This is a genomic window from Streptomyces sp. NPDC006193, from assembly GCF_040613915.1.
Taxonomy (GTDB): domain Bacteria; phylum Actinomycetota; class Actinomycetes; order Streptomycetales; family Streptomycetaceae; genus Streptomyces.
In genome coordinates this window covers 41,143-63,694 of sequence record NZ_JBEXTB010000013.1, presented here as the reverse complement: position 1 = coordinate 63,694, position 22,552 = coordinate 41,143, and the positions used below count along the sequence as shown (strand labels likewise).

Genomic DNA, 22,552 nt, shown 5'->3' with positions numbered 1-22,552 from the left:
GGCAAGCCCACGTCGTCCCGGCCCGGGACGTGACGGGCGAGAACCCTTGGTACGACGCGCCGGCCCCGGGCCGGGGCGGACCGGACGGCGCCGGCGGGACGGCGCCCGTCGTGCCGCCCCCGCGCGGGGAACCGGGCGCGGCGGCGGTGCGCGCCCAGGACGTGTACGTCGAGGTGCAGCGCAGTGAGGCGTTCCAGGAGGTGCGCAGCAGGTACCGGAGGTTCGTGGTGCCGGGGACAGCCGCCTTCCTCACCTGGTACGTGGGATACGTGATCACCGCGACGACCGCACCGGGCTTCATGGCCCGGCCCGTCGCGGGCGCGGTGAACGTGGCGATGCTCGCGGGACTCGGGCAGTTCCTCACCACGTTCCTGTTCACCTGGGCCTACTCCCGGCATGCGCGGCTGCGCCGGGACCGGGCCGCGCTGGAACTGCGGTGGGACACGCAGGAACTCACCCGCGGAGTGCGAAGGGGTGCCCTGTGACCGGTGATCACCAGACCCTGGCCCTGGTGCTGTTCTGCGGTTTCGTGGCCGTCACCCTCGGCATCACCACCTGGGTGAGCCGCAGGCGGCATGGCTCGGCGGAGGAGTTCTACGCCGGCGGGCGGTTGTTCTCGCCGATGGAAAATGGATTCGCCATCGCGGGCGACTACATGTCGGCGGCGTCCTTCCTCGGGATCGCCGGGCTCGTCTCCCTGTACGGGTACGACGGGCTGCTGTACGGGGTCGGCTTCCTCGTGGCGTGGCTGGTCGTGCTGTTCCTGGTGGCCGAACTGGTCCGCAACTGCGGGCGGTTCACCCTGGCGGACGTGATCGCCGCGCGGATGAGCGAGCGGCCGGTGCGGATCGCCTCGGGAACGTCCTCGGTCACGGTGTCCGTGCTGTACCTGGTGGCGCAGATGGTGGGCGCGGGCAGCCTGGTGGCGCTGCTGCTGGGGCGGACGAGCGGCGCCGCCCAGGCCTGGACGGTCATCGGTGTGGGCGCGCTCATGGTGATCTACGTGTCCCTGGGAGGGATGCGGGCCACCACCTGGATCCAGATCGTGAAGGCGGTCCTGCTGCTCAGCGGGACGGTCGCGCTGACCGTGCTCGTGCTGCTGCGGTTCCACGGAGACGTCGACCGGCTGCTGCTCACGGCCGCGGAGCGCAGCGACCACGGAAAAGCGTTCCTGGCGCCGGGTCTGAAGTACGGCGGGGACTGGACCGCCCGCCTCGACTTCATCAGCCTCGGGCTCGCGCTGGTGCTGGGCACGGCGGGTCTGCCGCACATCCTGTCGCGCTTCTACACCGTGCCGACCGCGCGGGCCGCCCGCCGCTCCGTCGTGTGGTCCATCGGCCTCATCGGCAGCTTCTACCTGATGACCATCGTCCTCGGGTTCGGCGCGGCGGCGGTGGTCGGGCCGGAGACCGTGCGCGGGTCGAACGCCGCCGGGAACACAGCGGTGCCCCTGCTCGCCCTCGACCTGGGCGGCGGAGCGGGCTCCACCGGTGGGACGGTTCTGTTCGCGATCGTCGCCGCCGTCGCCTTCGCCACGATCCTGGCGGTGGTCGCCGGCATCACCCTCGCCTCCTCGGCCTCGGTGGCCCATGACCTGTACGCGTCGCTGCGCCGGCCGCGCGGCAGGGCCCCGCGCAGCGAGGTGGCGGTGGCACGGTGCGCGGCGGTCGGCATCGGCGTCGTGGCGATCGCCCTCGGACTGCTGGCGCGCGACCTCAACGTGGCGTTCCTCGTGGGTCTGGCCTTCGCGGTCGCGGCCTCGGCGAATCTGCCCGTCCTGCTCTACTCGCTGTTCTGGCGGGGGTTCACCACGCGCGGCGCGGTGTGGGCGGTCTACGGCGGTCTGATCCCGGCGATCGGGCTGGTGCTGCTCTCGCCGGTGGTGTCCGGCAGTGCGGGTTCGCTCTTCCCCCACGTCGACTTCCAGTACTTCCCGCTGGAGAATCCGGGCATCGTCTCCATCCCGCTCGGCTTCCTCGCCGGCTGGCTGGGCACGGTCACCTCCGGCGAGGCCACCGACGAGGCCGCGTACGCCGAGACGGAGGTGCGCTCGCTGACCGGGGCCGGAGCCGTGTAGCCGCCTGTCCGTGCGGCGGCCCCGCCGTTCGGAACACCCCCGGCGGCCCCGCCGTTCGGAACACCCCCGCGCCGCGAAGGCCGGCACGCGCGTCCCCGACGCTGTCCCGGTTCACGGCCCCACCCAGGCGTACCGGTGTTCCGGGCGGCCGGTGTCGCCGTACTTCAGGGTGAGGCGGAGGCGGCCGGCCTGCTCGAGGTGGCGGAGGTAGCGCTGGGCGGTGGAGCGGCTCAGGCCGGTCCGCGCGGCCACCTCGTGGGCCGAGAGCGGGTGGCCGGCGCGATGCAGGACCCCGCAGATCAGGTCGGTCGTGGGTTCCGAGCGGCCGCTCGGCGGACTCGGTGCGGCCGGCGCGGGGGCGGTGCGCAGGGCGCCGAATATCCGGTCGACCTGCTCCTGGCCCGTCAGGCCCCGGCGGCCCACCCGGTCCACCGTGCGGCGCAGGGCGGCGTAGGAGTCCAGGCGGGCGCGCAGCGCGGCGAAGGTGAACGGCTTGACCAGGTAGTGCAGGGCGCCCAGACGCATCGCCCGCTGCACGGTGGTCACATCGCTGGCCGCGGTGACCATGATGACGTCGGTGCCGTGGCCCTGCTCGCGCATGCGGTGGACGAGTTCCAGGCCGGTCTCGTCAGGCAGGTAGTGGTCGAGCAGGACCAGGTCCACGGTGCCGCGTCCGACGGCCGCCAACGCCTGGGCGGCACTGTGCGCGCGAGCGGTCACCCGGTAGCCGGGAACCCTGCCCACGTACCTGGCGTTGATCTCGGCGACGTGGAAGTCGTCGTCCACCACGAGGACGTCAATCATCAGGCCTCTCCTCCAAGGCCGGCGAGCTGTGCGCCCGTGTCTTCGGCTCCGCAGTTGTAACCCGAGCGAAACGAGCACAACAGAGTCTTGCGAGCAAAAGAACGGCTTGTGCTCACAAGACTCCTGCTGGGCCCGGCCCCCCTCTACCGTCCGGGCCCATGAGCGCACACACCAGCCCCGCCATCGAACTGCGGGGCGCAGGCAAGACCTTCAGGACGCCGTCCGGGGCATCGCACACGGCCGTGAGCGGGCTTGACCTCACCGTGGAGCGCGGTGAGTTCGTGGCCGTCGTCGGACCGACGGGGTGCGGCAAGTCCACCACGCTGACGCTGGTGAGCGGGTTGGAGGAGCCCACCGAGGGTGAGGTGCTGGTGGCCGGGAAGCCGGTCGACGGCGTCGGCGACAAGGTCGGCTTCGTCTTCCAGCAGGACGCCACCTTCCCCTGGCGTACCGTCCTGTCGAACGTCATGGCGGGCCCGCGCTTCCGGGGCGTCCCGAAGGCGGAGGCCAAGGAGAAGGCCCGGGAGTGGCTGGCCCGGGTCGGGCTCACCGCTTTCGAGGACCGCTATCCGCACCAGCTCTCCGGGGGCCAGCGCAAACGGGTCGCCCTGGCGGCCACGTTCGTCAACGACCCCGAGATCCTCCTCATGGACGAGCCGTTCTCGGCGCTCGACGTGCAGACCCGCGCCCTGATGTCGGACGAGTTGCTGGAGCTGTGGGAGGGCACCGGCGCCTCCGTCGTGTTCGTCACGCACGATCTGGAGGAGTCCATCGCGCTGGCCGACAAGGTCGTCGTGATGACCGCCGGACCCGCGACCGTGAAGCAGGTCTTCGACATCGACCTGCCTCGCCCCCGGAAGGTCGAGTCGGTGCGTCTGGAGCCGCGGTTCATCGAGATCTACCGCGAGATCTGGGCGTCCCTCGGCGAAGAGGTCCGCATCACCCGGGAGAGGGGCGCCGCCGATGCCGCCTGAGGTACTGAGCACCCCGGTCGTCGGCACCGCCGGGACGCCCGCCCGCAAGGCGCCCGATCGCGCGCAGACCCGCGCCCTGGCCGCCCGCCGGCGCAGGGCCCTGGTCAACGCCGCCCGCGTGGTCCTTCTGGTCGCCGTCCTGGGCCTGTGGGAGGCGCTGTCCCGTGCCGAGGTCATCGACCCGTTCAACTTCTCGATGCCCTCGAAGATTGGGGATCAGATCCGGATCTGGGTGACGCACGGAACCGCGCTCGGCTCCCTGGGCGAGCAGATCTGGTACACGCTGTACGAGGCACTGCTCGGCTGGGTCTTCGGCGTGGTCGCCGGGGTGCTGCTCGGCATCGCGCTCGGGCGGATCAGATTGCTCGCAGAGGTCCTTGGTCCTTACATCAAGGTGCTCAACTCCATCCCGCGAATCGTCCTGGCGCCCATCTTCCTGATCTGGTTCGGCCTCGGCCCGTCGTCCAAGGTGGCGTCCGCGGTCGTCCTCGTCTTCTTCCCGGTGTTCTTCAACGCCTTCCAGGGCGCCCGGGAGGTGGACCGCAACCTGGTGGCGAACGCGCGCGTCCTCGGCGCGAGCGACCGCAGGGTGACCCTCCAGGTGGTCATCCCGTCGGCCACCTCATGGATCTTCACCAGTCTCCACGTGAGCTTCGGCTTCGCGCTGATCGGCGCCATCGTCGGCGAGTACATCGGCGCCACCAAGGGCATCGGCCTGCTCGTCGCACAGTCCCAGAACACGTTCAACGCGGCCGGCGTCTACGCGGCGATGGTCATCCTCGCGGTCGTCGCGCTCGTCGCCGAGGGGCTGCTGACCTTCGCCGAGCGCCGCATCTTCCGGTGGAGGCCCGCCGGCTCGGACCGCTGACGCCCTCCCGCCCGTTACCCGTACCGCCCTCCCACAAGGACGTGAACCGCATGCGCAAGACCGCCCGATATGCCTTTCCGGCCTGTGCCGGACTGCTCGCCCTGTCCTCGCTCACCGGCTGCGCCAACGACGCCGCGAGCTCCACGGCCGACGCCGGCGGAGGCGGCGGCAAGGGGGAGACCGTCAAGATCATGGTCGGGGGCCTGGACAAGGTCATCTACCTGCCCGCCATGCTCACCCAGCGCCTCGGCCACTTCCGGGCCGAGAACCTGAACGTCCAGCTCCTGAGCGAACCCGCCGGGGTCCAGGCCGAGACCGCGCTCGTCTCCGGCCAGGTCCAGGGAGCGGTCGGCTTCTACGACCACACCCTCGATCTGCAGGTGAAGGGCAAGTCGGTCGAGTCCGTGGTGCAGTTCTCGCACGCGCCGGGCGAGGTGGAGGTCGTGTCGAGCAAGGCGGCGGGCGATCTCGCGTCCCCCGAGGACTTCGGGGGACGCAAGCTCGGCGTGACCGGACTCGGCTCCTCGACCGACTTCCTGACCAAGTACCTGGCGGTCAAGAACGGCGTGAAGATCAGCGAGTTCACGCCGGTCGCGGTCGGGGCCGGGCCGACGTTCATCGCGGCGCTGCAGAAGGGCGCGATCGACGGCGGCATGACCACCGACCCGACCGTGGCGACCATCCTGGACAAGAAGGCCGGCAAGGTCCTCATCGACATGCGCACCCCCGAGGGATCGCAGCAGGCGCTGGGCGGGCCGTACCCGTCGTCGAGTCTGTACATGCAGACGGACTGGGTGAACGGACACAAGGACACCGTGCAGAAGCTGGTCAACGCATTCGTCAGGACACTCAAGTGGATGTCCACGCACAGCGCCGACGAGATCGCGGCCAAGATGCCCGCCGACTACTCCCAGGGCGACAAGGCCCTCTACGCGAAGGCCGTCAAGAGCACCCTTCCGATGTTCACCGACGACGGCGTCATGCCCCAGGGCGGCCCCGAGACCGTCGAGAAGGTCCTCAAGGCCTTCAACCCCACCATCAAGAACGCGAAGATCGACCTGAGCAAGACGTACACGACGGAGTTCGTCGACGCGGCCAAGTAGGGGAAGCAGCCGTCGAGCGGCGGGAGAGCGGTCTCGTCGCGTGCTGCTCGCAGGCGCTCAGCCGCGGGTCGCCCACACGTAACGGTGCTCCGGGCGGCCCGCCTCGCCGTACCTCAGGGTCAGCCGGGCCTGTCCGGTGCGCTCCAGCAGCTTCAGATACCGCTGGGCGGTCTGCCGGCTCACCCCCGTCCGTTCGGCGACCTCATGGGCGGACAGCGGAACCTCGGCGTTCCTCAGCGCCCGGCGCACCAGCTCGGTCGTCGTGGCGGAGTGCCCCTTGGGCAGACCCGGCTCCGCCGCGGCGGACAGGGCGCCGAAGATCCGGTCCACCTCCGCCTGTTCGGCCTCCCCGCCGCCGTCCAGGGTCCGCCGCAGCTCGGCGTACGCCTGCAGCTTGGCCCTGAGGCCCGCGAAGGCGAACGGTTTCACCAGGTACTGCAGCGCCCCGTGCCGCATGGCCGCCTGCACGGTCGAGACGTCCCGTGCCGCCGTCACCATGATCACGTCGGCCGTGTGGCCGCGCCGGCGCATCTCCCGGACCACGGCGAGACCCGTGTCGTCGGGCAGATAGTGGTCCAGCAGGACCAGGTCGAGCCGCGGCAGCGTCTCCACCTGACGCAGCGCCTCCGCCGCGTTGTGCGCCTCGCCTGCCACACGGAAACCGGGCACCTTCTCCACGTAGGCGGCGTTGACCCGGGCCACCCGGGTGTCGTCGTCCACGACCAGCACCTCGATCATCACGCCTCCTCCGTGGTCACCGGAACGTGCGCGGCGGCCGCACCGGGCTCGGCGGCGCCCGTGACGGCCGGGTCCGGCCGCGGCTCGCTCAGCGCCTCGGGCAGGATGACGGTGAACTCCGCGCCACCGCCCGCGGCCGTGCCCACGGTCACGCTTCCGCCCTGCCGCTCGGCCAGCCGGCGCACCAGGCAGAGCCCCAGGCCGCGCTTGCCGTGCGCGGGGGGCTTCTTGGTGGACCACCCCTCGGTGAAGACCAGTTCCCGGTGCTCCGCCGGGATCCCCGGACCCGTGTCGCACACCCTGAGCACGACGGTACGGCCCTCCGTGCGCAATTCGGCCTCCACGCGCGCGTGCGGGGTGCCCGCGACCGCGTCGAGGGCGTTGTCCACGAGGTTGCCCACGATGGTCACCAGGCCCCGCGGATCGACCAGCCGGTCCGGGAGCCGGGTGTGCTCCGACACCCAGAGCGCGACCCCGCGTTCGGCCGCCACCGTCGCCTTGCCGACCAGCAGCGCCGCCAGCAGCGGGTCATCGATCTTCTCGGTGACCTGCTCGGCGGTGGCCCGGTGGTCGCCGACCACCTCGCCGACGAACTCCACCGCCTCGTCGTACATGTCCAGTTCCAGCAGCCCGAGCAGCGTGTGCATGCGGTTGGCGTGCTCGTGGTCCTGGGCGCGCAGGGCGTCGATCAGCCCGCGTGTGGAGTCGAGTTCACGCCCCAACTGCTCGAGCTCGGTGCGGTCGCGCAAGGTGGCCACCGCACCCCCGTCGCCGGTGGGCATGCGGTTGGCGACCAGGACCCGCTGGCCGCGCACGGTGAGCAGGTCGGTGCCGGTCACCCGGCCGGCCAGCACGTCCGTCGTACGGCCCGCGCCCAGCGCCTCGTCCGGGGTCAGCCCGACGGCCTCGTCGCCGATGCCCAGCAGCCGCCGCGCCTCGTCGTTGAGCAACCGGATCCGGCCGCCGCGGTCGATCGCGACCACGCCCTCCCGGATGCCGTGGAGCATCGCCTCGCGCTCCGCCAGCAGCGCCGAGATGTCGGAGAACGCCAGGTCGCGGGTCTGCCGCTGGACCCGGCGGGAGATCAGCCAGGCGGCGAGCGCGCCCGCCGCGAGGGCGCCGCCGGCGTACGCGAACAGCCCCGGGATGGCGCTGGTCAGCTGTGCCCGCACGTTGTCGTAGGCGATGCCGACGGAGACCGCCCCGACGATGCGGTGGTCGGCGTCGTACAGCGGCACCTTGCCGCGGGCAGAACGCCCCAGGGTGCCCCGGTCGATCTCCATGACCTCCTTGCCGGCCAGGGCGTCGCTCGGGTCGGTGGAGACGCGCCGGCCGATCTGCGAGGCCGTGGGGTGCGACCAGCGCACCCAGTCCCGGTTCAGCACCACGATGTACTCGGCGTGCGTGGCCCGGCGGACGCGCTCGGCCTCCTTCTGCACGGGGCCGTCCCGCGTGGGCCGGGTGGTGAGGAGGCCCTCGGCGATCTGCGGGTCCTGCGCGGTGGTCTGGGCGATGGCCAGGGCGCGGCGCATCGCCTCCTCGTCGAGCTGTTCGCTCAGCGGCGCCAGGAACAGCCCGGTCGCGAGCACCGCGACCCCCGCGGCGATCGCCACCTGCATCAGCAGCACCTGCGAGAACACCCGCCGTGGCAGACCGAGGCGCAGGCGGCGAGCGGGGGCAGTGGGGCTCATACCCACGACCGTAGTGGGACCGGCCTGAGGCGCCCCAGGGAGTGTGGCGCGGATCTCTTGATCAATCCTTGACGGGGCGATCGATTCTTGCCACCGCTCCTGCCACCGCCGACGTGCCGCTAGCTCGCCAGTGCCGTCGGCCTCAGTTCGCGCACGTCCACCACGTCCATCCGCGCCGGCGTACCGAGCACCGCGGCGCCGCAGCTCTCCGGGCGGGGCGGCAGCGACGCCCCCTGCACCACGGTGACCCGCCACCGGCGGCCGTCGGCATGGGCGACGGTGACCTCCCAGCGCGGGCCCGTGCCGTCGGTCCGCGTGACGTCGAGCACCCCCGCCCGGTATTCGCCCGCGGCCGACCGGACGGCCAGCTCGGCCGCCTGGCCGGGCCGTTCCCACGCGGAGCACCCACGGCACCCCTCGACGACCACCCGCCCCTCCCGCACGCCGTGCAGGGCCTCCTTGACGGTGTGCGCCCCGGCGCGCCCGTAGGCGTAGCCGTACGGCAGCACGAGCACGGTCGGCGCGAAACGATGTCCACCCAGATGGGTGACCTCCCACACCCCGCGCACCCCCGAGGCGATCAGCTCGGCGGCGAGGGGGCGGCCCAGGAGGGCGCAGCAGCGGTCACGCCTGCCGTTGGTGCACACGAGCGCGAGCGGGTCGCCGCGGTGCGGCCGTCCGCCCAGCACCGCGGCGAAGGAACGGGGGTCGCCCGCCCCGAGGGCGGCGAAGTCGAGTCCGAGGAGCCGCTGCGGGTCTCGGGTGTCGGCACTGTGCAGCCACACCCGCCCCGGGACGGTGTGGGCCGCGTACACCCGCCGTACCGAGGGAGTGCCGGGGTCGGCGTGCCGTCCGGGGCGCCGGATGAGGGCGACGCGGACGCCGGTTCCGCCGGCGGCCGCCTCCAGCGCCCGGCCCAGCGCGGGATCCAGGTGGCTCGAAGTGAGCGCCTTGGGACCCCACGGGCCGGGCTGCTCCAGCAGCAGCCATGTCGTCGCCGTGGCCGCAGTGCCGGACATCGGCTCGTCGAGGCTCCGGGAGACGGTCGTGCACGTACTCACAGAGGCGAGCCTAACCTGACTTCCGACGGGGCGACTTCCGGCCGGGGGTGTGTCCTACTCCGGGAGCGGCTGCGGCGGGCGGGCGCCGACGTAGTGCCCGCTGGGGCGCATGCGCAGCGGGCGCTCGCCGTACTCCTCCAGGGCGTGCGCGATCCAGCCCGCCGTCCGCGCGACGGCGAAGATCGTCTCGCCGGCCGTGGCGGGCATGCCGCTGGAAGCGGTGAACACCGCCAGGGCCAGGTCGACGTTGGCGTGCAGCGGGGTGTGCCGGGCGGTCGTGGCGACGACGTCACGGGCCGCCAGCAGCGCCGGCTCGGCGTGCGGCACCTCCTCCAGGAGGCGGAACAGCGCCCGCGCGCGCGGATCCTCGCCCGCGTACAGCCGGTGGCCGAGCCCGGGGATGCGACGGCCCGCGCGCAGCTCGTCGGCGATCACCGGAACCGCCGTGCCCTGGTCGAGCACGTCGAGCAGCATCCGGTGCGCCAGGCCGCTGGCCGCACCGTGCAACGGGCCCTCGAGGACGCCGAATCCCGCCGACACGGCCGCGTAGGCGTGCGCCCGGGCCGAGGCGGCGACCCGCACGGCGAGCGTGGAGGCGGCCAGGTCGTGGTCCGCGAGCAGGGCGAGCGCGGTGTCCAGGACGCGCAGGGAGGCCTCGTCGGCCGGGTGGCCGGTCAGCCGGGCCCACAGGCGCCGGGCGAGCGGGCCGTCGTCCCTGTGGCCGTGCAGGGCCGGCGGCAGCGCGGCGACGAGGGTGGGGATGAGGATCCGTGCCGTGTTCAGCACGGCCTCCTCGGACAGGTCGAAGCGCAGCGGGTCCTCGGCCGCCGCGGCGATCGCCGCCACCCGCAGCCGGTCCACCGGGGAGGCGTGCTCGGACAGGGCGGCCACCGCGCGGCGGGCGACCTCGACGGTGGCCCCGGGCGCGGTGAACGTCGCCCCGGGAGCGAGCCGTCCCGTCCACAGCCACTCCGCGACCTCCTCGTAGGGGTGGCGGGCGGCCAGCTCGACGGCGTCCACGCCGCGGAAGAAGTACCGGTCCTGCTCGATCAGCGTGATGCGGGTGCGGACGGACAGGTCCCCGCCGGAGCCCGGGGTCCCGGCCGCCTCCCGCCGGTTGCGGCGGGCGAGCGCCTCCACCTCCTCGGCCTCGAAGGTGCTGGCCCGGCCGCCGGGTTCGCGTCGGCTGCTGAGAAGGCCGCGGCTGACGTACGCGTAGACCGTCTCGGGTTTCACGCCGAGCAGTTCGGCCGCCTCCCTGGTGGTCAGCCGGCGCCCGGGGCGGTGCGGGGGTTCCTGAGTGCGCATGAGGGCCACCGTAGCCGTCTCTTCACACGTTGATCGGAGGGGATTGATGCAAGCAATGTTGACATGCAATTCATCAACAATGGACTGTCGGATCAATCACTGATCGGCCGCCCGGCGGCCTCGGCCGGCCGCGTCCTGCTCGTATCCTGGACGCCCAGTGCGTGCTCGTCCGCACCGCCGGACCGCGAGCCGGTGTGCGCCGCAGTGTCAGAGAGGCCGCCCGTTGGGGAACAGCTTGGGGAACAGTCCGGCAGACAGCCGCAGTCCGCGGCAGATCCCGGTCGTCGTGCTCGCCGGCTTCCTGGGCTCCGGGAAGACCACCCTCCTCAACCACCTGCTGCACCGCAGCGGAGGCAGCAGGATCGGGGCCGTCGTCAACGACTTCGGGGCCATCGAGATCGACGCGATGGCCGTCGCCGGCGCCCTCGGCGACTCCACCGTCTCCCTCGGCAACGGCTGCCTGTGCTGCGCCGTCGACGTGAGCGAGCTCGACCGGTACCTGGACCGGCTCGCCGCGCCCGCCACCGGCATCGACGTGATCGTCATCGAGGCCAGCGGGCTCGCCGAGCCGCAGGAACTCGTGCGGATGGTGCTCGCCAGCGAACATCCGGGCGTCGTGTACGGCGGCCTCGTCGAGGTCGTGGACGCCGCCGAGTTCGACGCCACGCGGGCACGGCACCCCGAGATCGACCGGCACCTCGCCCTCGCCGACCTCGTCGTCGTCAACAAGCTCGACCGGGCCGAGGACGGCGAACGGGTGCTCGCCCTGGTGCGGTCGCTCACCGACGGCGCCGCCGTCGTCCCCGCCACCTACGGCCGCATCGACCCCGAGTTCCTCTTCGACTGCAGGCCCGGCGAGGAACGCATCGGGCAGCTCTCCTTCGACGACCTGCACGAGCACGGGGAGGACGACGAGCACCCTCACGCCGGTCATCTGCACACCGGCTACGACAGCCTGTCCTTCGCCTCCGACACGCCCCTGGAGCCCCGCCGGCTCATGCGGTTCCTGGACAGCCGTCCCGAGGGGCTGTACCGGATCAAGGGATACGTCGACTTCGGGCCGTACGACCCGCTCAACCGGTACGCCGTCCACGCCGTCGGCCGGTTCCTGCGCTTCTACCCCGAGCCCTGGCCGGCCGGAGACGGCCGTCTCACCCAGCTCGTGCTGATCGGCTCCGGCATCGACGCCGACGCCCTCCGCAAGGAACTGGAGGCGTGCGGGAACGACGCCCCGCACGCCGACGAGCACGGCATGTGGGGCGTCCTGCGCTACGTGCAGGGCTCCGAGGAGGAGCCGGACGCGGAAGCGTACGGCGCTTAGGCCGCGTCGCTCGGAGCGTCCCGGCGTCGCGGAGGCCAGGGGGTCCTCCGGATCGGCCCGGGCCGCGATCCGGCCCGATCCGCACGGAAGCCGCCTAGCGCACCGGTCCCGCCACCACCGACACCGTCTTCGGCAGCGACGTGCCCGAACCGTCCCGGCGCGGGTCCGGCTCCGGCAGCTGCGCCGGGGCGCCGTTCTTCTGCGCCGCACGCGCCGGAGCCGGGCCGGCCCAGGCCAGCGACAGGCAGTCCTCGCCCTTCAGGAAGCGCTGGCAGCGCACGCCGCCCGTGGCCCGTCCCTTGCGCGGGAACTGGTCGAACGGGGTCAGCTTCGCCGTCGTCTGCACCGAGTCGTCCAGCGTGCCGCGCGAGCCCGCGGCCGTGAACACCACCGCGTCTGCTGCCGGGTCGACCGCCGTGAAGGAGATCACCTTCGCGCCCTCGGCGAGCTTGATGCCCGTCACACCGCCCGCGGGGCGGCCCTGCGGGCGCACCAGGGAGGCCTGGAAACGCAGCAGCTGCGCGTCGTCGGTGATGAACACCAGGTCCTCCTCGCCGGTGCGCAGCTCCACCGCGCCGACGATCCGGTCGCCCTCCTTGAGGGTGATGACCTCCAGCTCGTCCTTGTTGGACGGGTAGTCCGGCACCACCCGCTTGACGACGCCCTGCTCGGTGCCGAGCGCCAGACCCGGCGAGGACTCGTCCAGCGTGGTCAGGCAGACCACCGTCTCGTCGCCCTCCAGGGAGACGAACTCCGCGAGCGGCGCCCCGCCGGAGAGGTTCGGCGCGGTCGCCGTCTCGGGCAGCTGCGGAAGGTCGACGACGTCGATCCGCAGCAGGCGGCCCGCCGAGGTCACCGCGCCGATCACTCCGCGCGCGGTGGCCGGCACCGCCGAGACGATCACGTCGTGCTTGACCCGCTTGGCGCCCGCCGCCTCCGGGAACGGCCCGTCGGTCGCCGTACGGGCCAGCAGGCCCGTCGAGGACAGCAGCACCCGGCACGGGTCGTCGGCCACCTGCAGCGGGACGGTGGCCGCCGGCGCGCCCGCGGACTCCAGCAGGACCGTGCGCCGGTCGGTGCCGAACTTCTTCGCCACGGCGGCCAGTTCGGACGACACGAGCTTGCGCAGCTCCGCGTCCGAGTCCAGGATCCGGGTCAGCTCCGCGATCTCCGCGGTGAGCTTGTCCTTCTCCGCCTCCAGCTCGATCCGGTCGTACCGGGTGAGCCGGCGCAGCGGCGTGTCGAGGATGTACTGCGTCTGCACCTCGCTCAGCGAGAAGCGCTCCCTCAGGCGCTCCTTGGCCTGCGCGGAGTTGTCGCTGGAGCGGATGATCCGGATGACCTCGTCGATGTCGATCAGCGCGGTCAGCAGACCCTCGACCAGGTGCAGCCGGTCGCGCTTCTTGCCGCGGCGGAACTCGCTGCGGCGCCTGACCACGTCGAACCGGTGGTCGAGGTAGACCTCCAGCAGCTCCTTCAGACCGAGGGTCAGCGGCTGGCCGTCGACCAGGGCGACGTTGTTGATGCCGAAGGACTCCTCCATCGGCGTCAGCTTGTACAGCTGCTCCAGGATCGCCTCCGGCACGAAGCCGTTCTTGATCTCGATGACCAGGCGCAGGCCGTGCTCGCGGTCGGTGAGGTCCTTGACGTCGGCGATGCCCTGGATCTTCTTCGCGTTGACCAGGTCCTTGATCTTCGCGATGACCTTCTCGGGGCCCACCGAGAACGGCAGTTCGGTGACGACCAGCCCCTTGCGGCGGGCCGTGACGTTCTCGACCGAGACCGTGGCGCGCATCTTGAACGTGCCGCGGCCGGTCGCGTACGCGTCCCGGATGCCGTCCAGGCCGACGATCCGCCCGCCGGTCGGCAGGTCGGGGCCCGGCACGTGCTTCATCAGCGCGTCCAGGTCCGCGTTCGGGTACCGGATCAGATGGCGGGCGGCGGCGACGACCTCCCGCAGGTTGTGCGGCGGCATGTTCGTCGCCATGCCCACCGCGATGCCGGAGGCGCCGTTGACCAGCAGGTTGGGGAAGGCCGCGGGCAGCGCCACCGGCTCCCGCTCCTGCCCGTCGTAGTTCGGGGCGAAGTCGACGGTGTCCTCGTCGATCGACTCGGTCATCAGGCCGGTCGCCTCGGCCATCCGGCACTCGGTGTACCGCATGGCGGCCGGCGGGTCGTCGTTGCCCAGCGAGCCGAAGTTGCCGTGGCCGTCGACCAGCGGCACGCGCATGGAGAACGGCTGCGCCATGCGCACCAGGGCGTCGTAGATCGACGCGTCCCCGTGCGGGTGCAGCTTGCCCATGACCTCGCCGACGACCCGCGCGCACTTCACATAGCCGCGGTCGGGGCGCAGGCCCATCTCGTTCATCTGGTAGACGATCCGGCGGTGCACCGGCTTGAGGCCGTCGCGGGCGTCCGGCAGGGCGCGCGAGTAGATGACCGAGTACGCGTACTCGAGGTAGGAGCCACGCATCTCGTCCACGACGTCGATGTCGAGGATCTTTTCCTCGTACGAATCGTCGGGCGGCGGGGTCTTCGTGCTGCGGCGGGCCATCGCTGCCGGCTCCTCCTGATCTGACGGGTCTGACGCGGACCATTGTGGACCGCTGCACTGACAGCGCGGGCACGACCCGGTCCGTGCGGTCCGCACCGGTGCCGGGAAGCCGTCCCGCGGCACGCGTCACGCAGGCTACGCGATCCGCTGTGGGCGTACGTCCGGCGGGAACGTCGCCGGGGCCCCGCACGCTTTGCATACAGTGGCAGGACCGGCAGGAAAAGCGCGGTTTCTTCGACCGCCTCCGCTCGCGAAGGGATGTACATGCCCATGGGTCACACGACCACAGCCGAGGCAGGCTCCGGGGGCCTGACAGCGACCGAGCACCGCCTGGCCAACGGTCTGCGCGTGGTGCTCTCCGAGGACCACCTGACCCCGGTGGCGGCGGTCTGCCTCTGGTACGACGTCGGCTCCCGCCACGAGGTCAAGGGGCGCACCGGCCTGGCTCACCTCTTCGAGCACCTCATGTTCCAGGGCTCGGCGCAGGTCAAGGGCAACGGCCACTTCGAGCTGGTGCAGGGCGCCGGCGGCTCGCTCAACGGCACCACCAGCTTCGAGCGCACGAACTACTTCGAGACCATGCCCGCCCACCAGCTGGAGCTCGCGCTCTGGCTGGAGGCCGACCGCATGGGCTCCCTGCTGGCCGCCCTGGACGAGGAGTCCATGGAGAACCAGCGGGACGTCGTCAAGAACGAGCGCCGCCAGCGCTACGACAACGTCCCCTACGGCACCGCCTTCGAGCGGCTGACCGCCCTGTCGTACCCGGAGGGCCACCCGTACCACCACACGCCGATCGGCTCGATGGCGGACCTGGACGCGGCCACCCTGGAGGACGCCCGCCAGTTCTTCCGCACCTACTACGCGCCGAACAACGCGGTGCTCTCCGTGGTCGGCGACATCGACCCCGAGCAGACCCTCGCCTGGATCGAGAAGTACTTCGGGTCGATCCCCGCGCACGACGGCAAGCCCGAGCCCCGCGACGGCTCCCTGCCGGACGTCATCGGCGAGCAGCTGCGCGAGGTCGTCGTGGAGGAGGTCCCGGCGCGCGCCCTGATGGCCGCCTACCGGCTGCCGCACGACGGCACGCGCGCGTGCGACGCGGCCGACCTCGCCCTGACCGTCCTGGGCGGCGGGGAGTCCTCCCGCCTGTACAACCGGCTGGTGCGCCGCGACCGTACGGCCGTCGCGGCCGGCTTCGGCCTGCTGCGGCTGGCCGGCGCCCCCTCGATGGGGTGGCTGGACGTGAAGACCTCCGGTGACGTGGAGGTGCCGGTCATCGAGGCCGCCATCGACGAGGAGCTGGCCCGGTTCGCCGAGGAGGGGCCCACGCCGGAGGAGATGGAGCGCGCCCAGGCCCAGCTGGAGCGCGAGTGGCTGGACCGGCTCGGCACGGTCGCCGGCCGCGCCGACGAACTGTGCCGGTACGCCGTCCTGTTCGGCGACCCGCAGCTCGCCCTCACCGCGGTGCAGCGCGTCCTGGAGGTGACCCCCGAGGAGGTGCAGGAGATCGCCAAGGCCCGGCTGCGCCCCGACAACCGCGCGGTCCTGGTCTACGAACCGAAGTCCCCGGAAGCCGTCGAGGACGCCGGGATCCCGCAGGACCCGGAGCAGGAAGCGACCGTAGAGGCGGGCTCCGGCCGGAACGAGAACGAGGAGACGGCCAAGTGACCGAGCTCGCCACGATGGACTTCCACCCGCAGCCGCAGCCGGGCGAGGCCAGGCCGTGGGCGTTCCCGGCCCCGGAGCGCGGCACGCTCGGCAACGGCCTGACGGTGCTGCGCTGCCACCGCCCCGGCCAGCAGGTCGTCGCCGTGGAGGTGCTGCTGGACGCGCCCCTGGACGCCGAACCGGCGGGCCTGGACGGCGTCGCCACGATCATGGCGCGCGCCTTCTCGGAGGGCACCGACCGCCACTCCGCCGAGGAGTTCGCCGCCGAGCTGGAGCGCGCGGGCGCCACGCTCGACGCGCACGCCGACCACCCCGGCGTCCGGCTCAGCCTGGAGGTCCCCGCCTCCCGGCTGGCCAAGGGCCTCGGTCTGCTCGCCGACGCCCTGCGCGCGCCCGCCTTCGCCGAGAGCGAGGTCGAGCGGCTGGTCCGCAACCGCCTGGACGAGATCCCGCACGAGCTGGCCAACCCCGCCCGCCGGGCCGCCAAGGAACTCTCCAGGGAGCTGTTCCCGGCGTCCTCGCGCATGTCCCGTCCGCGTCAGGGCACCGAGGAGACGGTCGCGAAGATCGACGCGGCGGCCGTGCGCGCCTTCTACGACCGCCATGTGCGCCCCGCCACCGCCACCGCCGTGGTCGTCGGCGACCTGACCGGCGTCGATCTGGACGCGCTGCTCGGCGACACCCTCGGCGCGTGGAGCGGCACCCCGGGCGAGGCCCGTCCGGTGCCGCCGGTGACCGCCGACGACACCGGGCGCGTGGTCGTCGTGGACCGGCCCGGAGCCGTCCAGACACAGCTGCTCATCGGCCGGATCGGCCCCGACCGGCACGACCGGGTGTGGCCCGCCCAGGTGCTCGGCACGTACTGCCTCGGCGGAACCCTCACCTCCCGCCTGGACCGCGTGCTGCGCGAGGAGAAGGGCTACACCTACGGCGTGCGCTCCTTCGCGCAGGTCCTGCGGTCCGCGCCCGACGGCACCGGCGCCGCGATGCTCGCCATCAGCGGCTCCGTGGACACGCCCAACACGGGCCCGGCGCTGGACGACCTGTGGAAGGTGCTGCGCACCCTCGCGGCGGACGGCCTGACGGACGCCGAGCGGGACGTCGCCGTGCAGAACCTCGTCGGTGTGGCGCCGCTGAAGTACGAGACCGCGGCGGCCGTCGCGAGCACCCTGGCCGACCAGGTCGAGCAGCACCTGCCCGACGACTTCCAGGCCACGCTCTACCAGCAGCTGGCCGCCACGGGCACGGTGGAGGCCACCGCGGCCGTCGTCAACGCCTTCCCGGTGGACCGCCTGGTGACGGTCCTCGTGGGCGACGCGGCGCAGATCAAGGCGCCGGTCGAGGCGCTCGGCATCGGCGAAGTCACCGTCGTCTCCGCGGAGTAGCCCGGCGACGGCACACGCGCGCGTGGGGCCCTGGCGACCTACGGGTCGTCAGGGCCCCTGCTGTTCCACTCGCCCGCCCAGATGCCCGGTTTGCGGCGGAGGTTGCCTGTCTGCCCTGTGGGATGCGCTACAAAATCCCGCGTGCGTTTGGGTATTGAACGCACGCCCCCGTACCTTCGTGCAGGCTGTTCGTCAGGCAGTGCGCCGCACCCGCGGCACCGGACAGCCATCGCCGAATCCCCGTACGGCGCGAGCCAGGGGAGCCGGGGACCCACCGTCCCCCGGGGTGAATCGGGCGCCCGCGCGCGAGCGCAGGGGGCCCGTAGGAGACCTTCCTGCTCCGAACCCGTCAGCTAACCCGGTAGGCGAGACGGAAGGAAAGGATCAGCCACCTTATGGCGTTCATGTGCGCCACGGGCAAGCACCGCAAGCCCGGCCGGGTCAAGCGCACCACCGCTCAGGCGGCCGGTGTCGCGGCCCTGACCACCACCGGCGTCATCGGAACGCTCGCCGCCTCCCCGGCGCTCGCCGCCGAGCCCTCGCCCGAGGAGACCGGCCTCACCCCGGTCCTCACCGCGAGCGACGACGTCGCCGAGCGCATCGACGAGCAGGCCGTCGCCCAGCAGCGGGCCGCCGAGCAGAAGGCGGCCGAGGAGGCCGCGGCCAAGGCGGCCGCCGAGGCAGCCGCGAAGCGCGCGCAGGAGGTGCGCGAGGCCAAGGCCCGTGCCGCCCGCGAGGCCGAGCGCAAGCTGCTGAACGCCTACGTCGCGCCGATCGCGCACTCGTACGTCTCCACGGCCTACCAGGCCGGCAGCTCCCTGTGGTCCTCCGGCTCGCACACCGGTGTCGACTTCCACGCGGCCAGCGGCACCCCCGTCCACGCGGTGGGCGCCGGCACGGTCGTCTCCGCCGGCTGGGGCGGCGCGTACGGCAACGAGGTCGTGATCCGGATGGCCGACGGCATGTACACCCAGTACGGCCACCTGTCGTCCATCGGCGTCACGGTCGGCCAGAAGGTCGTCCCCGGCCAGCAGATCGGCCTGTCCGGCGCCACGGGCAACGTCACCGGCCCGCACCTCCACTTCGAGGCCCGCACGACCCCCGAGTACGGCTCAGACGTGGACCCCGTCGCCTACCTCCGCCAGCACGGCGTGGATCTCTGACGCCCCTCGCGCGGAATCCGGAGCCCCGTCTCACCGAGCCGGGGCTTCTTCTTTCCGCGGTGCCCGCACCACCCGCTGCCCGGTTCCGGCGCACCCGGTGTGCACCGCCCCGCGGTACGGCGTCGTCGCAGGTGCCCACGAGCGCGGCAGCCGCCTTATTGAGGTCCCGGCCCGCCGCTACGGCGGCGCACGCGTCCCCGTCCGGGAGGCGCCGCGCACCCCGGAGGCGGAGGGTTTCCCGGTGACCCGCCGGCACGCCGGCGCGTGCGTGGCCGAGCGGCCGAGCAGGAGCCCGCGAGCTGCGCGTTCGGCGGGGCGGAGCGCATGCGGCGGAGCCGCGCCGCCCCGAGGGGCGAACGCGGCTCCGCCGCTGCGCGCGAGGGTGCTCAGACGGTCTCGGGCAGCTCCTCCAGGCCCTCGGAGACCAGCTTGGCCAGCCGGTCCAGGGCGGCGTCCGCGCCCTCGGCGTCGGAGGCCAGGACGATCTCCTCGCCGCCCTGGGCGCCCAGGCCGAGGACGGCCAGCATCGAGGCCGCGTTGACGGGGGCGCCCCCGGCCTTGGCGATCGTCACGGGGACGCCTGCGGCCGTGGCGGCCCGGACGAAGATGGAAGCGGGGCGGGCGTGGAGGCCCTCGGCCCAGCCGACGTTGACGCGGCGCTCAGCCATGGTGTTGCTGCCCTTCAGTGCTCAGGGTTGTCTAGACCAGTTTTCCATACCTGGAGCGCGCCCGGAAGCGGTCTTCCGCGCGCGCCGGTGCGCGGCCGGACCGCGGCCTCGGTCCGGCTGCTCGTCCTCCACAGACTGCCTCGCGCCGTCGTCCGACGCGAGCCGTACTCTGGGGCCCATGCAGAGCCCGGCGGACCGGCAGGACCGGCACGAGTACCCCGCCCACTGGGAAGCGGACGTGGTGCTGCGCGACGGCGGCACCGCGCGCATCCGGCCCATCACCGCCGATGACGCCGGCCGCCTGGTCAGCTTCTACGAGCAGGTCTCCGACGAGTCGAAGTACTACCGCTTCTTCGCGCCGTACCCCCGGCTGTCCGCCAAGGACGTGCACCGTTTCACCCACCACGACTTCGTGGACCGGGTGGGACTCGCGGCCACCGTGGGCGGCGAGTTCATCGCCACCGTACGCTACGACCGCATCGGCGCCGACGGCCTGCCCGCCTCCGCGCCGGCCGACGAGGCCGAGGTCGCCTTCCTGGTGCAGGACGCCCACCAGGGCCGCGGGGTCGCCTCCGCCCTGCTGGAGCACATCGCGGCCGTCGCGCGCGAGCGGGGCATCCGCCGCTTCGCCGCCGAGGTGCTGCCCGCCAACACCAAGATGATCAAGGTGTTCACGGACGCCGGCTACACCCAGAAGCGCAGCTTCGAGGACGGCGTCGTCCGCCTGGAACTCGACCTGGAGCCGACCGACCGCTCCCTCGCCGTGCAGCGCGCGCGGGAGCAGCGCGCGGAGGCGCGCTCGGTCCGGCGGCTCCTCGCGCCCGGCTCCGTCGCGGTCGTCGGGGTGGGCCGCGCCCCCGGCGGGGTGGGCCGCAGCGTCCTCGGCAACCTCCGCGCCGCCGGCTACGCCGGGCCGCTGCACGCCGTGAACAGCGCCTTCCCCGACGACCTCGAGGAGGTCGACGGGGTGCCCGCCCACCGCTCGGTGCGGGACATCGAGGGGCACGTGGACCTCGCCGTCGTCGCCGTACCGGCCGAGCACGTGCCCGCGGTGGTCGCCGAGTGCGGCGAGCACGGCGTCCAGGGGCTGGTCGTGCTGTCCGCCGGATACGCCGAGAGCGGGCCCGCGGGACGCGAACGGCAGCGCGCCCTCGTGCGGCAGGCCCGCGCGTACGGCATGCGGATCATCGGCCCCAACGCCTTCGGGATCATCAACACCGCCCCGGACGTCCGCCTGAACGCCTCCCTCGCCCCCGAACCGCCCCGCCCCGGCCGGATCGGGCTGTTCGCCCAGTCCGGCGCCATCGGCATCGCCCTGCTGTCCCGGCTGCACCGGCGCGGGGGAGGAGTGACCGGGGTCACCGGCGTGTCCACCTTCGTGTCCGCCGGCAACCGCGCGGACGTCTCCGGCAACGACGTCCTGCAGTACTGGTACGACGACCCCGAGACCGACGTCGTCCTGATGTACCTGGAGTCCATCGGCAACCCCCGCAAGTTCACGCGCCTGGCCCGGCGCACGGCGGCGGCGAAGCCGCTGGTGGTGGTGCAAGGCACCGGGACCGCGCCCCAGGGGCACACGGTACGGGCCACGCGGCTGCCGCACGCGACCGTCTCCGCGCTGCTCCGGCAGGCCGGGGTGATCCGCGTCGACACCATCACCGAACTGGTCGACGCGGGGCTGCTGCTGGCCCGCCAGCCACTGCCCGCCGGGCCCCGGGTGGCGATCCTCGGGAACTCCGAGTCGCTGGGCGTGCTGACGTACGACCGGTGCCTGGCCGAGGGGCTGCAGCCGCTGCGCCCGCTGGACCTGACGACCGGGGCGACGGCGGTGGACTTCCACCGGGCGCTGTCGGCCGCGCTGGCGGACGACGCGTGCGACTCCGTCGTGGTCACCGCCATACCGGCCATCGGCGAGGGGTCGCCGGGGGACGCCGAGCTGGCCGAGGCGCTGCGTTCGGCGGCCGCCGCGGCGCCGGGGAAGCCGGTCCTGGTGGTGCACGTGGAGCTCGGAGGGCTCGCCCGGGCGCTGTCGGCGGCGGCGAGCACCGCACCGCAGGCCGCCGAGCCGGCCCCCGGCGCCGAGGACGGCGCCCACCCGCTCCAGGACGCCGGGGTCCGGGCGGGCGGCGGCGCCGCGGACCGGCCACCCGGCGCGCGGACCGCCTGGCGCAACCCCCCGGAGGGCACCCGGCTCATCCCGGCCTACCCGGCCGCCGAGCGGGCCGTCCGGGCCCTCTCCGAAGCCGTGAGGTACGCGCAGTGGCGGCGGGACGCCGCCGATCCCGGCAAGGTCCCGGAGTACGACGACATCGACGAGAAGGGGGCCGCCGGGCTGATCGCGGGCCTGCTGGCGCGCGGCGAGGGGCTCACGATCCCGGACGCGGAGACCTGCGAACTGCTCGGCAGGTACGGCATCCCGGTGCGCCGCGCGCTGCCCGCGCCCACCCCGGACGCCGCCGCCGAAGCCGCCCGCGCGCTCGGCTACCCGGTGGCCCTCAAGGCCACCGCCCCGCACCTCAGGCACCGCGCCGACCTGGGCGGCGTACGCCTGGACCTCGCGGACGAGGAGCAGCTGCGCCGGGCGTACGCCGAGCTGACCGGGCTGTTCGGGCAGCCGGAGGGGCTGCGGCCGGTGGTGCAGCAGATGGCGCCGCGCGGGGTCGACACGGTCGTACGGGCCGTGATCGATCCGGCGGCCGGGGCCGTGCTGTCCTTCGGGCTCGCCGGGGCCGCCTCGCAGCTGCTCGGGGACATGGCCCACCGGCTGGTCCCCGTCACCGACCGGGAGGCGGCCTCGCTGGTGCGGTCCATCCGCACCGCGCCGCTGCTGTTCGGCTGGCGCGGCTCCACGCCCGTGGACACCCCCGCGCTCGAGGAGCTGCTGCTGCGGGTGTCCCGGCTGGTCGACGACCACCCGGAGGTGGTGGCGGTCACCCTGGAGCCGGTCGTCGTCGCCCCGCACGGCGTGAGCGTCCTGGGCGCGACCGTGCGGCTCGCACCCCCGCCCGCCCGCGACGACCACGGCCCGCGGACCCTGCCGGTCTACTGAGCGGGGGAGGGGTACCGAGGCCCGCGGCCGCGCCCGGCGGAGCCGGTCGGACGCACCGGCGGAGCCGTTGGGACGCAAGGCGTCCGCCCGGCCCGCCCGGTGACGCCTCACGTGCGGTGC

General features: G+C 73.2%; 17 protein-coding genes, 1 pseudogene and 1 riboswitch. Of the genes and pseudogenes, 11 read left to right on the top strand and 7 right to left on the bottom strand.

Annotation, left to right across the window (positions count from 1 at the left end):
* The first annotated feature begins 29 nt into the window (after positions 1 to 29).
* Positions 30 to 485, top strand: coding sequence for a DUF485 domain-containing protein (locus ABZ261_RS15035; protein ID WP_356859253.1), 456 nt, complete (start codon positions 30 to 32; stop codon positions 483 to 485).
* Positions 482 to 2,077 carry a cation acetate symporter gene (locus ABZ261_RS15030; RefSeq protein ID WP_356859117.1) on the top strand — a complete coding sequence of 532 codons (1,596 nt, stop codon included), beginning with the start codon at positions 482 to 484 and terminating at the stop codon, positions 2,075 to 2,077. The genes ABZ261_RS15035 and ABZ261_RS15030 overlap by 4 nt, the downstream gene beginning before the upstream one ends.
* Positions 2,078 to 2,188: 111 nt before the next feature.
* Here the strand turns inward: ABZ261_RS15030 and ABZ261_RS15025 are convergent, their stop codons facing one another.
* Positions 2,189 to 2,881 (bottom strand): response regulator, encoded by a 693-nt coding sequence (locus ABZ261_RS15025; RefSeq protein ID WP_356859115.1) that lies wholly within the window; start codon positions 2,879 to 2,881, stop codon positions 2,189 to 2,191.
* Between the two features lie 158 nt (positions 2,882 to 3,039).
* Here ABZ261_RS15025 and ABZ261_RS15020 point away from each other — a divergent pair, with 158 nt between their 5' ends.
* The 3 genes from ABZ261_RS15020 to ABZ261_RS15010 are packed head-to-tail and all read left to right on the top strand — an operon-like array spanning position 3,040 to position 5,826.
* On the top strand, positions 3,040 to 3,855 hold the full coding sequence (locus ABZ261_RS15020) for an ABC transporter ATP-binding protein (protein WP_356859113.1): 816 nt from the start codon (positions 3,040 to 3,042) through the stop codon (positions 3,853 to 3,855).
* The gene (locus tag ABZ261_RS15015; RefSeq protein WP_356859111.1) at positions 3,845 to 4,723 is read left to right on the top strand and encodes an ABC transporter permease; all 879 of its coding nucleotides are present in this window, start codon (positions 3,845 to 3,847) and stop codon (positions 4,721 to 4,723) included. The genes ABZ261_RS15020 and ABZ261_RS15015 overlap by 11 nt, the downstream gene beginning before the upstream one ends.
* Before the next feature lie 50 nt (positions 4,724 to 4,773).
* On the top strand, positions 4,774 to 5,826 hold the full coding sequence (locus ABZ261_RS15010) for an ABC transporter substrate-binding protein (protein WP_356859109.1): 1,053 nt from the start codon (positions 4,774 to 4,776) through the stop codon (positions 5,824 to 5,826).
* A gap of 57 nt (positions 5,827 to 5,883) precedes the next feature.
* On the opposite strand, the gene ABZ261_RS15005 is transcribed toward ABZ261_RS15010, so the two are convergent.
* The 4 genes from ABZ261_RS15005 to ABZ261_RS14990 all read right to left on the bottom strand — a co-directional run bounded on the left by ABZ261_RS15005 (position 5,884) and on the right by ABZ261_RS14990 (position 10,624).
* The gene (locus tag ABZ261_RS15005; protein ID WP_356859107.1) at positions 5,884 to 6,564 is read right to left on the bottom strand and encodes a response regulator; all 681 of its coding nucleotides are present in this window, start codon (positions 6,562 to 6,564) and stop codon (positions 5,884 to 5,886) included.
* Positions 6,564 to 8,255: a sensor histidine kinase gene (locus tag ABZ261_RS15000; RefSeq protein ID WP_356859105.1), complete on the bottom strand. Its 1,692-nt coding sequence runs from the start codon at positions 8,253 to 8,255 to the stop codon at positions 6,564 to 6,566. Before ABZ261_RS15000 ends, ABZ261_RS15005 begins: the two co-directional genes overlap by 1 nt.
* A gap of 119 nt (positions 8,256 to 8,374) precedes the next feature.
* On the bottom strand, positions 8,375 to 9,316 hold the full coding sequence (locus ABZ261_RS14995) for a sucrase ferredoxin (protein WP_356859103.1): 942 nt from the start codon (positions 9,314 to 9,316) through the stop codon (positions 8,375 to 8,377).
* Positions 9,317 to 9,370: 54 nt separating this feature from the next.
* Positions 9,371 to 10,624: a citrate synthase gene (locus ABZ261_RS14990; RefSeq protein WP_356859101.1), complete on the bottom strand. Its 1,254-nt coding sequence runs from the start codon at positions 10,622 to 10,624 to the stop codon at positions 9,371 to 9,373.
* A 235-nt stretch (positions 10,625 to 10,859) separates the two neighbouring features.
* Here ABZ261_RS14990 and ABZ261_RS14985 point away from each other — a divergent pair, with 235 nt between their 5' ends.
* Complete coding sequence (locus ABZ261_RS14985; RefSeq protein WP_356859099.1) at positions 10,860 to 11,945, top strand: GTP-binding protein; 1,086 nt, start codon at positions 10,860 to 10,862, stop codon at positions 11,943 to 11,945.
* A gap of 94 nt (positions 11,946 to 12,039) precedes the next feature.
* Here ABZ261_RS14985 and ABZ261_RS14980 read toward each other — a convergent pair whose 3' ends face one another.
* Positions 12,040 to 14,499 (bottom strand): DNA topoisomerase IV subunit A, encoded by a 2,460-nt coding sequence (locus ABZ261_RS14980; protein ID WP_356859097.1) that lies wholly within the window; start codon positions 14,497 to 14,499, stop codon positions 12,040 to 12,042.
* 264 nt (positions 14,500 to 14,763) lie between these two features.
* On the opposite strand from ABZ261_RS14980, the gene ABZ261_RS14975 reads away from it, so the two are divergent.
* From ABZ261_RS14975 to ABZ261_RS14960, 4 genes and pseudogenes are all read left to right on the top strand, one after another.
* Complete coding sequence (locus ABZ261_RS14975; protein ID WP_356859095.1) at positions 14,764 to 16,167, top strand: pitrilysin family protein; 1,404 nt, start codon at positions 14,764 to 14,766, stop codon at positions 16,165 to 16,167.
* The gene (locus ABZ261_RS14970) at positions 16,164 to 17,552 is read left to right on the top strand and encodes a pitrilysin family protein (protein WP_356859094.1); all 1,389 of its coding nucleotides are present in this window, start codon (positions 16,164 to 16,166) and stop codon (positions 17,550 to 17,552) included. The genes ABZ261_RS14975 and ABZ261_RS14970 overlap by 4 nt, the downstream gene beginning before the upstream one ends.
* Positions 17,553 to 17,772: 220 nt before the next feature.
* A riboswitch (cyclic di-AMP (ydaO/yuaA leader) is annotated at positions 17,773 to 17,935 on the top strand.
* A 12-nt stretch (positions 17,936 to 17,947) separates the two neighbouring features.
* On the top strand, positions 17,948 to 18,715 hold the full coding sequence (locus ABZ261_RS14965) for a M23 family metallopeptidase (protein WP_356859092.1): 768 nt from the start codon (positions 17,948 to 17,950) through the stop codon (positions 18,713 to 18,715).
* A 97-nt stretch (positions 18,716 to 18,812) separates the two neighbouring features.
* Positions 18,813 to 18,992: pseudogene (locus ABZ261_RS14960) on the top strand (GntR family transcriptional regulator); the annotation flags it as partial.
* A 109-nt stretch (positions 18,993 to 19,101) separates the two neighbouring features.
* Here the strand turns inward: ABZ261_RS14960 and ABZ261_RS14955 are convergent.
* Positions 19,102 to 19,383: an HPr family phosphocarrier protein gene (locus ABZ261_RS14955; RefSeq protein ID WP_356859090.1), complete on the bottom strand. Its 282-nt coding sequence runs from the start codon at positions 19,381 to 19,383 to the stop codon at positions 19,102 to 19,104.
* A gap of 178 nt (positions 19,384 to 19,561) precedes the next feature.
* Between ABZ261_RS14955 and ABZ261_RS14950 the strand changes: the two genes are divergently transcribed.
* Positions 19,562 to 22,432 carry a GNAT family N-acetyltransferase gene (locus ABZ261_RS14950; RefSeq protein WP_356859088.1) on the top strand — a complete coding sequence of 957 codons (2,871 nt, stop codon included), beginning with the start codon at positions 19,562 to 19,564 and terminating at the stop codon, positions 22,430 to 22,432.
* The last annotated feature ends 120 nt before the right edge of the window (positions 22,433 to 22,552 follow it).